Below are 12,710 nucleotides of genomic sequence, written 5' to 3' on the forward strand. Positions count from 1 at the left end.
CATGCAACCGCGGAAAATCGCAATTGTAATTGAAAACATCGCCGGCAAAGGGGGAACCGAGCGGGTGGCCAGCAGCCTGGCCAATGCGCTGGCCACTCGCTTCAGTCATCAGGTCGAACTGATATCGATCTGCGGCGAACAGGCATTTTATCCGCTGGATCCGACGGTGACGCTGCGTTTTATGCGCGGCAGAACGCTGCTGTGGCCGTGGCGTCTGGCGTGGTTCTTACGCCGCGGCCGCTACGACGCCATCATCACCGTGTCGATGGGAAAACTCTCGGTGATCATGGTGCCGTACCTGCGGCTGCTGTGCCCCGGCAGCCGGTTGGTGCTGAGCGAACATGTCAGCTTTCACCAGTATCCGTGGCCGATGAAGTGGCTGAAGGTGCTGATCTATCGGCTGGGCGACCGTACCGTGCTGCTGACGCAGAAGGATTTGGCGAATATCGGCCGCTGGGTGCCGGCACGCAAGTGCCAGGTGATCGAGAATGTGTCGCCGTTTCCGTTGCGGGCACCGCACCCGGAACAGCAGCGGCCGGTGGCGTTGGCCGTCGGCAGGCTGTGTCACCAGAAAGGATTCGATCGGCTGATCGCCGCCTGGCGCCTGGTGGCGCAGCAGGCGCCGGAATGGCGGCTGCACATCGTCGGCGACGGCCCGGATCAGGCGGCGTTGCAGCGGCAAATCGCCGATTACGGGCTCGACGACCGGGTGCAACTGCTGCCGGCCACTGCAGATATCGCCGGCCATTACCGGCAGGCGAGCATGCTGCTGATGACCTCCCGCTACGAAGGCTTGCCGATGGTGCTGATCGAAGCCATGAGCTTCGGCCTGCCGCTGGTGGCTTTCGATTGCCTGACCGGCCCGGCGGAGCTGATCGACGATCGCGAAAACGGTTATCTGGTGGCCGACGGTGACGTCGACACCTTCAGCCAGCGCGTGTTGGCGCTGATCGGCGACGGCGAACTGCGCCGCCGCTTTTCCCATCGTGCGTTGGAAAAGGCGCAGCGATTTGTGCCCGAACGCATTTATCCCCAGTGGCAACAGCTTATCGTCTGAGGTAATCATCATGGAAAAAGTGTCCGTCATCATGCCGGCCTACAACGCCGCCGGTTTTATCCGCGAGTCGATCCTCGGCGTACTGAATCAAAGTTATCAGGACTATCACCTGTATGTGATCGACGACGCCTCCACCGACAACACCGCCGAGGTGGTCAAACCGTTCATTCACGATCGGTTGACCTACATCCGCAACAACGTCAATCAAGGGGTGGCAGAAACGCGCAACATCGCCATCGAGGCGGCGCGTGGCGACTACATCGCCTTTTGCGACAGCGACGACGTCTGGCACCCGAACAAGCTGGCGCGCCAGGTCGGCATTCTCAAAACCCGCCGCTACGACGTGGTTTGCTCGCACTATTACACCTTCGAGAACGACATGGCGCAGGTGAAAAACTACCGCGGCGCCGGGGAGATCATCGCCTACCAGGACATGCTGAAAAGCAACTGGATCGGCAACCTGACCGGCATGTACAACCAGCGTCAGGTCGGCAAGATCTATCAGCGCAAGGTCGGGCATGAAGACTACGTGATGTGGTTGTCTATTCTGGAGCGCGCGCGCAACCGGCTGGCGTACTGCATTCCCGAGCCGTTGGCGTTTTACCGGCTGTCCGCCAACTCGCTGTCCGGCAACAAAATCCGCGCGGCGGACTGGCAGTGGCAGATCTACCGCCGTCATCTGGGGCTCTCTTATCAAAAATCCTGCTACCTGTTCTTCTCCTATCTGTACAGCGCGGTGATGAAAAGACAATGACCAGCAAAACTTTGAACGCAGCTTGTGCGCTGCTCGGCTGCGGCCTGGCGGCTCAGGCCGCTGCGGCGGTCTGCGAGACCAATCTGTTGACCAATCCCGGCTTTGAACAGGGCCAGGCGGGTTGGTCGGTGCCGCCGGCCAAGGTGGTGTCCGGCGGCCGCAGCGGCCGCGCCAGCCTGTATTACAGCAACCCCAATCCGGCGGAATATCACCAGATGCGGCAAACGCTGCAGGTCAAGCCGGGGCAGTCGATCGCGTTCGGCGTGTGGGTGCGCGGCGACAACCTGCGCGGCAAAGGCGATCAGCCGGGCGCCGGGGTGTATGTCGAAAGCTATGACGCCAAGGGCCGCCACCTGGCGGGCAGCTACCCGCAAGGCCTGCTGGGCAGCAGCGGCTGGCAGCCGGTGGAGGGCAGCTTCACCGTGCCGGAACAGGCGGCGACCACGGTGCTGGGGCTGTATCTGCGCAAAGGCACCACCGGCAACGCCTGGTTCGACGACGCCTACGCCTGCAGCCAGCCGGCGGCGCCGGCGTTGTATCAGATGCGCGCCGGCGGGCAGTCGGCTTCCAGCCTGATCGAAGTGCAGCACCCCCAGGAGGTGCAGGTAGAAAGCACGCTGCTCGACGGCAACCGCACCGCCGTGCGGCAGGAGAGCCGGCGCTATCACATCGCCGAGCGCCAGCGCGTGGAGTTCGCGCTGCCGGCCAACCTGGCCGCCGGCGAGTATCGCCTGCAGCAGCAGGTGACGGACGTGGCGTCGAAGCACAGCCAGAGCAGCGAAATGCCGGTCAGCATCGGCGATGCGCCGCCGAAAGTGGCGCTGGACGAGCAGGGCTATACGCTGCGGCAGGGCAAGCGCTTCTTTCCGCTGGGCATCTATATGTACGGCAATATGGCGACCGATGAACACCTGGCGCGCATCCGCGACGCCGGTTTCAACACCGTGCTGAATTACAACTACGGCGCGGGCCGCGATCCCTATGCCTACTTCCGCAAGACGCAGCAGTATGGGCTGCAGGTGATTTTCTCGCTGAAGGATTTCTACCCCGGCCTCAGCTCGGCGCCGAAAACGCGCCTGAGCTACCCGCAGCTGACGGCGTCTTACGTGGCGAAGTTTAAAAGCCAGCCGAACCTGCTCGCCTGGTACATCAACGATGAACTGGGGCCGAAGTACGCACCGCAGATAGAGCAGATGCACCTGCAGGTAAAACAGCAGGACCCGGATCATCTGACCTTTCAGGCGCTGAACCAGACCGGCGCGTTCAACGCCTATTTCAACAGTTCCGACGTGCTGGCCAGCGATCCTTACCCGGTCGGGCGCGACGCCGACATGACGCGCACGCTGGAATACTCGCGCCTGACGGTGCAGGTGGCGCGTCAGGCGAAGGGCGCGTGGCTGGTGATGCAGATCATGGATCACGCCGCCTATGAGCCGCACCGCAAACCGCGCCAACCGAGCGAAGCGGAGATCCGCAATCAGGCCTGGCTGGGGCTGATCGGCGGCGTCAAAGGGCTGCTGTTCTATTCCTATACCGATCTGTTCTACAAACGCCGCAGCGGCGATTTCAACCAACAGGAGTTCGACGACATCTGGCAGGGCGTCGCCCGCGTGGCGCAGCAGATAGACAGCTTCACGCCGTATCTGCTCTCCGGTGAAGGCGCGTCGCTGTCCGGCAACAACACCGCCGTTCCGGCACGGCTGTTTATCGACGGCAAGCGCGGCCTGGTGCTGATCGCTAACCCGTACTACCGGCCGATGTCCGCCCGTTTCGACCTGCCGCCCGGCTGGCGCTGGCAGGGGCAGCCGCAGATCGACGCCCAGTTGCCCGCAGTAGGCAGCAGCGCGCTGTGGGTGCAACGAGATGCAAGCAATCAATAAGGATACCCGTTCATGACAACCACACTAAGCCTGATCGTCCCGGTGTATAAGGTGGAAGCCTACATCGAAGCGTGCCTGGACTCGGTGCTGAGTCAATTGCCCGACTGGGCGGAAGTGATCATCGTCGATGATGGCAGCCCGGACGGCGCCATCGCCGTCGCGCAAGAGGTGCTGTGCCGCTATCCGACGCTGAGAACGCAGGTCAGCATCCTGCGTCAGGAAAACCAGGGTCTGAGCGCCGCGCGCAACGCCGGGATCGCCCATGCCGAAGGCGAGTATCTCGGTTTTCTGGACTCCGACGACGTGCTGCTGCCGGGCTACTTCGGCATTTTGGGCCGCCTGCTGGCAGATAACCCGCAGGCGGAGATCGTCGCGTTCAACGCCCAGCGCTTTTCGCGGCTGAAAAACGGCAAGATAGAACCCGATGGCCTGATGGCGATCGTGCCCGGCAACGCCGCGCCGCAGGAGCGCGAGCCGCATATGGCGCTGCTGGCGGACAGCTTCAACCGCAGCATGTGGTTCGCCTGGGCGCGGATCTATCACCGTTCGCTGTTCAACGACGCGGCGTTTCCGGCGGGGCGCAACTTCGAGGATATCCAGCTGATCCCGCAGCTGTATCTGAAAGCCAACCGCATCGTGGTTTGCGATACGCCGCTGGTGGGCTATCGCGCCAACCCGAACGGCATCACGCGCGCGCCGAAGCGGCGCGATTTGGACGATCTCGACTACGCCATCGAACGGGCCGACAGGGGGCGCCGTCACGAGGGGGGGAAGGGGTTTCACTCGGTGCTGTTCGTCACCACGCTGAAGGCGCGTCTGCTGGTTGGGCTGGACTTCTTCGGCCTGCGCGACGCGCTGCGGGAAACCGCCGAACTGAAGCGGCGCTATGCCCGGCTGCGGGCGGAGGAGCGGCAGATGCTGAGCCGCAAGAACCGCCTGTTCTACCGCAGCCCGCTGGCTTACTACCTGGTGGCCAGCCTCTACAACCGCTTCGGGTAAAGCCGTTATCGCCCGAACGACGATGAATCAGCGTGGAAGCAAACTATGAGTATCAAAGTCAGCGTCATTATTCCGACCTATGGCCGCAGCGAACTGCTGGCGCGCGCCATCGACAGCGTTCTGGCGCAAACCCACCGCCCGGTGGAGATCGTGGTGGTGGACGATAATCCGCCGGATGACCCGCAGCGCCAAGCCACCCGCGAACGGCTGGCCGGTTATATCGCCGCCGGGCAGATCGTCTATTGCCCGCGCGCGCGCAACGGCGGCGGCGCACGGGCGCGCAACAGCGGCATTCTGCGTGCCACCGGGGAATATCTCACTTTTCTGGACGACGATGATTTCTACCACCCGGAGAAGATCGCCCGTCAGCTGGCCTTCATGCAGCGCGGCGATTACCCCGTCAGCCTGTGCGACATGGATATTCTGCAGGCGGGCCAAATCAGCGCTGAGCGCTATTATCGCGCCCGTTGCGATGGCCTGGAGGACTTTATGCTGGCCGGCGTCGCCTACACGCCGATGATCATGATGCGGCGCGAGGCGGCGATCGCGGTGCGCGGATTCTTCAATACCCCGCGTTATCAGGATCATATCTTCCTCTATCGCCTGTTGGCGGCGGGCATGCGCATCGGCACGCTGCATGAACGCCTGGCGGTGCATAACGACCACGACGGCGAGCGCATCACCTCCAGCCCGAAAGGCATCCTCGGTTACCACAACAAAATGCAGTTCGAACGCCGGTTGATGCCGCAGATTTCGCCGCGGGCGCGCAAAGTGATGCGGTTGCGCCACACCTGCATCACGTCGCGCATCATCACCGACAGTCAAAGCCGCCTCGGCGGCGTGTTGCACGGCATGAAGGGCATCATCTACGTCAACAGCGGATTGATGGCCGGCGTTTACGTGAAAAATATCCTCCGCAACGTCTTCTTCCGCGGCGTTCCTTTCTGAAACCTGGCGCGGGGTGTTCCCCGCGTCCTACCCCCAAATACCCCGTCTTGCTTCCCGCCCGTCTGCGCTTGCCATGAAATTCTTATTTATTCATTTTAATTCAATAAATTAACATTATTTTACGCACCTATACTTTGGTGGTATTTCTCACCTGGCGCGCGCGTCGCCTCCCGCTTTCTCTTGATCGCAATCAATTTGCCGCCGGTTGGCCGTCAGTAGGCTGGCGGCAGATTGAGCATGTCTTCTTATAACGACAAGAGCCTTCAGGAGCATTCCGGATGAGCAAATTTTTAGACCGTTTCCGCTATTTCAAGCAGTTGGCGGAGCCTTTTTCTGGCGATCACGGCCAGACCTTGAACACCAACCGCGACTGGGAAGACGGCTATCGCAGCCGTTGGCAGCACGACAAAGTGGTGCGTTCCACCCACGGCGTGAACTGCACCGGTTCTTGCAGTTGGAAGATCTACGTGAAGAATGGTCTGGTGACCTGGGAAACCCAGCAAACCGACTATCCACGCACCCGTCCCGACCTGCCCAACCATGAACCGCGCGGCTGCCCGCGCGGCGCCAGCTACTCCTGGTATTTGTACAGCGCCAACCGGTTGAAATACCCGCTGATGCGCAAGCGCCTGCTCAAGCTGTGGCGCGAGGCGAAAGCGCAGTACAGCGATCCGGTCGAAGCCTGGGGCTCGATCGTCGGCGATGCGGAAAAAGCCAAAAGCTACAAGGTGGCGCGCGGCCGCGGCGGTTTCGTCCGCTCCAGCTGGCAGGAGGTCAATGAGCTGATCGCCGCCGCCAACGTCTATACCGCCAAAACCTTCGGCCCGGATCGCATTATCGGCTTTTCGCCGATCCCGGCGATGTCGATGGTGTCCTACGCCGCCGGCGCCCGTTACCTGTCGCTGATCGGCGGCGCCTGCCTGAGCTTCTACGACTGGTATTGCGATCTGCCGCCGGCCTCGCCGATGACCTGGGGCGAACAGACCGACGTGCCGGAGTCCGCCGACTGGTACAACTCCTCCTACATTATCGCCTGGGGTTCCAACGTGCCGCAGACGCGTACCCCGGACGCCCACTTCTTTACCGAAGTGCGCTACAAAGGCACCAAAACCGTGGCGGTGACGCCGGACTATGCCGAAGTCGCCAAGCTGTGCGATCACTGGCTGAATCCGAAGCAGGGCACCGACAGCGCGATGGCGCTGGCGATGGGCCACGTGATGCTGAAAGAGTTCCATCTGGATCGCGAAGTCGGCTACTTCCGCGACTACGTGCGCCGCTATACCGATATGCCGATGCTGGTGCTGTTGGAGCCGCGTGAAGGCGGCCACTACGCCGCCGGCCGTCTGCTGCGCGCCGCCGATCTGGTGGACGGGCTGGGCCAGGAAAACAATCCCGAGTGGAAAACCGTCGCTATCGACAGCCGCAGCGGCGAGCTCGTGGCGCCGCAGGGCTCGATCGGTTTCCGCTGGGGCGAGAAGGGCAAGTGGAACCTGGAACAGCGCGAAGGCAAGGCGCAGCAGGACGTCGAGCTGCAGCTCAGCCTGTTGGGGGGCCATGACGATGTCGCTGAGGTGGGCTTCCCGTATTTCGGCGGCGCCGACAGCGAGCATTTCAACAGTGTGGCGCTGGACGAGATCCTGCTGCACAAACTGCCGGTGAAGCGCCTGCGGCTGGCGGACGGCAGCGAAGCGCTGGTGACCAGCGTGTACGACCTGACGCTGGCCAACTACGGCCTCGAACGTGGGTTGGGCGACGCCAACTGTGCCGCCGACTATGACGAGGTCAAAGCTTACAGCCCGGCCTGGGCCGAGCAGATCACCGGCGTGTCGCGCCACAACATCATCCGCATTGCCCGCGAGTTCGCGGAAAATGCCGAGAAGACCCACGGCCGTTCGATGATCATCGTCGGCGCCGGCGTCAACCACTGGTATCACATGGACATGACCTACCGCGGCCTGATCAATATGCTGATCTTCTGCGGTTGCGTCGGCCAGAGCGGCGGCGGCTGGGCGCACTACGTCGGCCAGGAAAAACTGCGGCCGCAAACCGGCTGGCTGCCGCTGGCGTTCGGCCTCGACTGGCAGCGCCCGCCGCGCCACATGAACAGCACCTCGTTCTTCTACAACCATTCCAGCCAATGGCGCTATGAAACCGTCGGCACCGACGAGCTGCTGTCGCCGCTGGCGGACAAGTCGCGCTTCGGCGGCAGCCTGATCGACTTCAACGTGCGCGCCGAGCGCATGGGCTGGCTGCCGTCGGCGCCGCAGCTGGGCACCAACCCGCTGCGCCTGGCGGAGCAGGCCCGTGCCGCCGGTCAATCGCCAATCGAATTTACCGTCGACAGCCTGAAGAACGGCACGCTGGGCTTCGCCGCCGAACAGCCGGACAATCCGCAGAACTTCCCGCGCAACCTGTTCGTCTGGCGCTCCAATCTGCTGGGCTCCTCCGGCAAGGGGCACGAGTACATGCTCAAATACCTGTTGGGCACCGAAAACGGCATTCAGGGGAAAGATCTCGGCCAGCAGGGCGGCGTGAAGCCGCAGGAAGTGGAATGGCGCGAGCAGGGTGGCGAAGGCAAGCTGGATCTGGTGGTGACGCTCGATTTCCGCATGTCGAGCACCTGCCTGTACTCCGACGTGGTGCTGCCGACCGCCACCTGGTACGAAAAAGACGACATGAACACCTCTGATATGCACCCGTTCATTCACCCGCTGTCGGCGGCGGTCGATCCGGCCTGGGATTCGAAGAGCGATTGGGAGATCTACAAGGGCATCGCCAAGGCCTTTTCCGAGGTGTGCGTCGGCCATCTGGGCCAGGAAACCGACGTGGTGACCCTGCCTATCCAGCACGACTCCGCCGCTGAACTGGCGCAGCCTTACGGCGTGCAGGACTGGAAGAAAGGCGAATGCGACCTGATCCCCGGTAAAACCGCACCGCATATCATCGCGGTGGAACGCGATTACCCGGCCACCTACGAGCGCTTCACCTCGCTGGGGCCATTGATGGACAAACTGGGCAACGGGGGTAAGGGCATCAGCTGGAACACCCAGACCGAAGTCGATTTCCTCAAGCAGCTTAACTACGTCAAGGCTGATGGCCCGGCGGCGGGGCGGCCGAAGATCGAGAGCGCGATAGACGCGGCGGAAGTGATCCTGTCGCTGGCGCCGGAAACCAACGGCCAGGTGGCGGTAAAAGCCTGGGAAGCCCTGAGCAACGTCACCGGTCGCGATCACCGCCACCTGGCGCTGAACAAGGAAGACGAGAAAATTCGCTTCCGCGACATTCAGGCGCAGCCGCGAAAAATCATCTCCAGCCCGACCTGGTCTGGCTTGGAGGATGAACACGTTTCCTACAACGCCTGCTACACCAACGTGCATGAGCTGATCCCGTGGCGCACCCTCAGCGGCCGTCAGCAGCTGTATCAGGACCACGAGTGGATGCGCGCCTTCGGTGAAAGCCTGCTGGTCTACCGGCCGCCGATCGACACCCGTGCCGCGCAGCCGCTGCTCAACAGCAAGCCAAACGGCAACAAGGAGAAGGCGCTGAACTTCCTGACGCCGCACCAGAAGTGGGGCATTCACTCCACCTACAGCGACAACCTGCTGATGCTGACGCTGTCGCGCGGCGGCCCGATCGTCTGGCTGAGCGAAGACGATGCCAAAGATCTGGGCATCGCGGACAACGACTGGATCGAGGCCTTCAACGCCAACGGCGCGCTGACGGCGCGTGCGGTGGTCAGCCAGCGTATCCCGGCCGGCATGACCATGATGTACCACGCGCAGGAGCGCATCGTGAATCTGCCGGGCTCGGAGATCACCCGCCAACGTGGCGGCATCCACAACTCGGTGACCCGCGCCTGCCCGAAGCCGACCCACATGATCGGCGGCTATGCGCAGCTGGCCTACGGCTTCAACTACTACGGCACCGTCGGCTCCAACCGCGACGAGTTCGTGGTGGTGCGCAAGATGAACCGCATTGATTGGTTGGACGATGAAGGCAACGACTACGCGCAGGGCAGTCAGCAGGAGAACAGCAAATGAAAATTCGTTCGCAAGTCGGCATGGTGCTGAATCTGGACAAGTGCATCGGTTGCCACACCTGTTCGGTCACCTGCAAAAACGTCTGGACCAGCCGTGAAGGCATGGAATACGCCTGGTTCAATAACGTGGAAAGCAAGCCCGGCGTCGGTTATCCGCACGCCTGGGAAGATCAGGAAAAATGGAAGGGCGGCTGGATCCGCAAAATCAACGGCAAGCTGGAGCCGCGTATGGGCAACCGCGTCGGCGTGCTGTCGAAAATCTTCGCCAACCCGGACGTGCCGGCGTTGGACGACTATTACGAGCCGTTCGATTACGACTACCAGCATCTGCACACCGCCAAACAGGGCAAGCACCAGCCGGTGGCCCGCCCGCGCTCGCTGATCACCGGCCAGCGCATGAACAAGATCGAAAGCGGCCCGAACTGGGAAGAGATCCTCGGCGGGGAATTCGAGAAACGCTCGCAGGACAAGAACTTCGACAATCTGCAGAAGGCGATATACGGCCAGTTCGAAAACACCTTCATGATGTACCTGCCGCGCCTGTGCGAGCACTGCCTCAACCCGGCCTGCGTCGCCACCTGCCCGAGCGGGGCGATCTACAAGCGCGGCGAAGACGGCATCGTGCTGATCGACCAGGACAAGTGCCGCGGCTGGCGCATGTGCCTGACCGGCTGCCCGTACAAGAAAATCTACTTCAACTGGAAGAGCGGCAAGTCCGAGAAGTGCATCTTCTGCTACCCGCGCATCGAAGCCGGGCAGCCGACGGTATGTTCGGAGACCTGCGTCGGCCGTATCCGCTACCTCGGCGTGCTGCTGTATGACGCCGATCGCATCGAGCAGGCGGCGGCGGTGGAGAACGACAAGGATCTGTATCAGAGCCAGCTCGATATCTTCCTCGATCCGCATGACCCGGCGGTGATTGCGCAGGCGCTGGCGGACGGCGTGCCGCAGGGCGTGATTGAAGCCGCTCAGCAATCGCCGGTATACAAAATGGCGATGGACTGGAAGCTGGCGCTGCCGCTGCACCCGGAATACCGCACGCTGCCGATGGTGTGGTACGTGCCGCCGTTGTCGCCGATTCAGTCCGCCGCCGACGCCGGCGAGCTGGCGCACAGCGGCGTGCTGCCGGACGTCGAGAGCCTGCGCATTCCGGTGCAGTATCTGGCGAACCTGCTGACCGCCGGCGATACCGAACCGGTGCTGCTGGCGCTGAAGCGCATGTTGGCGATGCGCCACTACAAGCGGGCGGAAACCGTCGACGGCGTGGTGGACACCAGCGCGCTGGAACAGGTCGGGTTGAGCGAAGCGCAGGCGCAGGAGATGTATCGCTACCTGGCGATTGCCAACTATGAAGATCGTTTCGTGGTGCCGTCGAGCCACCGCGAACTGGCGCGCGAAGCCTTCCCGGAAAGCAAAGGGTGCGGCTTCAGCTTCGGCGACGGCTGCCACGGCAGCGACGGCAAGTTCAACTTGTTCAACAGCCGCCGCATCGACGCCATCGACGTGACCGCGAAAACCGCGCGGCCGGAGGACGCCTCATGATCAGCCTGAAAGTGATCGCCCGCCTGCTGGATTACCCGGAGCAGGCGCTGTTTGACCATCAGCAGGCGCTGATCGAGGCGCTGGAACCGGCCAGCGAGCTGGATCTGCACCACAGCGCGCAGCTGATTCTGTTTATCCGCCGCCTGTGCGCCCGCCCGCTGCTGGATGCACAGGCCGACTATTGCGAGCTGTTCGATCGCGGCCGCGCCACCTCGCTGCTGCTGTTTGAACACGTGCACGGCGAGTCGCGCGATCGCGGTCAGGCGATGGTCGACCTGATGGCGCAGTACCGCGCCGCCGGGCTGGAGATAGACAGCCGCGAGCTGCCGGATTTCCTGCCGCTGTATCTGGAGTATCTGGCCAGCCGCAGCGCGGCGCAGGCGCGCGAAGGGCTACAGGACATCGCGCCGATCCTGGCGCTGCTGGGCGCGCGCTTGCAACAGCGTGAAAGCCCGTACGCGGTGCTGTTCGATCTGCTGCTATTGCTGTCCGGCGGCGAGGTGCAGGCGCAGGCGCTGGAGACCCAGGTGGCGCAAGAGGCGCGCGACGATACGCCGCAGGCGCTGGATGCGGTGTGGGAAGAGGAGCAGGTCAAGTTTCTCGGCGAACAGGGCTGCGCCTCCGCCCAGCAGACGGCGCACCAGCGGCGCTTCGCCGGCGCGGTGGCGCCACAGTATCTGGATCTGACGGATGCGTTAACCGGAACCAAAGGACGCTAATCATGCAATTTCTGAATCAGTTCTTCTTCGATATCTACCCTTATCTGGCCGGCGCGGTGTTCCTGATCGGCAGTTGGCTGCGCTATGACTATGGGCAGTACAGCTGGCGCGCCGGCTCCAGCCAGATGCTGGATAAAAAGGGCATGCGGCTGGCGTCCAACCTGTTCCACATCGGCATTATCGGCATCTTCGTCGGCCACTTCCTCGGCATGCTGACGCCGCACTGGATGTATGAGGCCTTCCTGCCGATCGACGTGAAGCAGAAGCTGGCGATGATCGCCGGCGGTGCCTGCGGCCTGATGACGCTGATCGGCGGCGCGCTGTTGCTGAAGCGCCGGTTGACCAACCCGCGGGTGCGTGCCACCAGCAGCTTCGCCGACATCATGATCCTGACACTGCTGGTGGTGCAGGTGTGCCTCGGCCTGCTGACCATTCCGTTCTCCGCCCAGCATATGGACGGCAGCGAAATGATGAAGCTGGTGGCCTGGGCGCAGGCGGTGGTGACCTTCCACGCCGGCGCTTCTGCGCACCTGGAAGGGGTGGCGTTTATCTTCAAACTGCACATGGTGCTGGGCATGACGCTGTTCGTGCTGTTCCCGTTCTGCCGCCTGGTGCATATCTGGAGTGCGCCGGTGGAGTATCTGACCCGCCGTTATCAGCTGGTGCGCAACCGCCGCTGAGCCTGACCCCGCCGCCGCTGGAAGCCAGCGGCGGCGCAATTCCGATAATTTACCCGCCGCCTGCCTATTCTCACCGCCTTGCCGTAAACTGA

General features: G+C 62.7%; 9 protein-coding genes. All 9 read left to right on the forward strand.

The genetic code is table 11. The annotated features are described in order from the left end of the window. Window position 1 precedes the first annotated feature (1 nt). The 9 genes from BHU62_RS10105 to narI all read left to right on the forward strand — a co-directional run bounded on the left by BHU62_RS10105 (window position 2) and on the right by narI (window position 12,618). The gene (locus tag BHU62_RS10105; protein ID WP_073531886.1) at window positions 2-1,057 is read left to right on the forward strand and encodes a glycosyltransferase family 4 protein; all 1,056 of its coding nucleotides are present in this window, start codon (window positions 2-4) and stop codon (window positions 1,055-1,057) included. A gap of 10 nt (window positions 1,058-1,067) precedes the next feature. Next, a complete protein-coding gene (locus BHU62_RS10110) occupies window positions 1,068-1,811 on the forward strand; it encodes a glycosyltransferase family 2 protein (RefSeq protein ID WP_073531887.1) in 744 nt (247 codons plus the stop codon). Then, the gene (locus BHU62_RS10115; RefSeq protein WP_073531888.1) at window positions 1,808-3,691 is read left to right on the forward strand and encodes a carbohydrate-binding protein CenC; all 1,884 of its coding nucleotides are present in this window, start codon (window positions 1,808-1,810) and stop codon (window positions 3,689-3,691) included. Before BHU62_RS10110 ends, BHU62_RS10115 begins: the two co-directional genes overlap by 4 nt. A 12-nt stretch (window positions 3,692-3,703) precedes the next feature. Further along, window positions 3,704-4,690 (forward strand): glycosyltransferase family 2 protein, encoded by a 987-nt coding sequence (locus tag BHU62_RS10120; RefSeq protein ID WP_073531889.1) that lies wholly within the window; start codon window positions 3,704-3,706, stop codon window positions 4,688-4,690. 45 nt (window positions 4,691-4,735) lie between these two features. After that, a complete protein-coding gene (locus BHU62_RS10125) occupies window positions 4,736-5,638 on the forward strand; it encodes a glycosyltransferase family 2 protein (RefSeq protein WP_073531890.1) in 903 nt (300 codons plus the stop codon). Between the two features lie 278 nt (window positions 5,639-5,916). Then, window positions 5,917-9,678 carry a nitrate reductase subunit alpha gene (locus BHU62_RS10130; RefSeq protein WP_073531891.1) on the forward strand — a complete coding sequence of 1,254 codons (3,762 nt, stop codon included), beginning with the start codon at window positions 5,917-5,919 and terminating at the stop codon, window positions 9,676-9,678. After that, window positions 9,675-11,219, forward strand: a complete 1,545-nt coding sequence (gene narH, locus BHU62_RS10135; RefSeq protein WP_073531892.1) for a nitrate reductase subunit beta — start codon at window positions 9,675-9,677, stop codon at window positions 11,217-11,219. Before BHU62_RS10130 ends, narH begins: the two co-directional genes overlap by 4 nt. Next, entirely contained in the window at window positions 11,216-11,938 is a 723-nt protein-coding gene (gene narJ / locus BHU62_RS10140; RefSeq protein WP_073531893.1) for a nitrate reductase molybdenum cofactor assembly chaperone, read from the forward strand. Before narH ends, narJ begins: the two co-directional genes overlap by 4 nt. A gap of 2 nt (window positions 11,939-11,940) precedes the next feature. Then, window positions 11,941-12,618: a respiratory nitrate reductase subunit gamma gene (gene narI / locus BHU62_RS10145; protein ID WP_073531894.1), complete on the forward strand. Its 678-nt coding sequence runs from the start codon at window positions 11,941-11,943 to the stop codon at window positions 12,616-12,618. The last annotated feature ends 92 nt before the right edge of the window (window positions 12,619-12,710 follow it).

It is taken from the genome of Serratia marcescens (assembly GCF_001902635.1).
Lineage (GTDB): Bacteria > Pseudomonadota > Gammaproteobacteria > Enterobacterales > Enterobacteriaceae > Serratia > Serratia marcescens_F.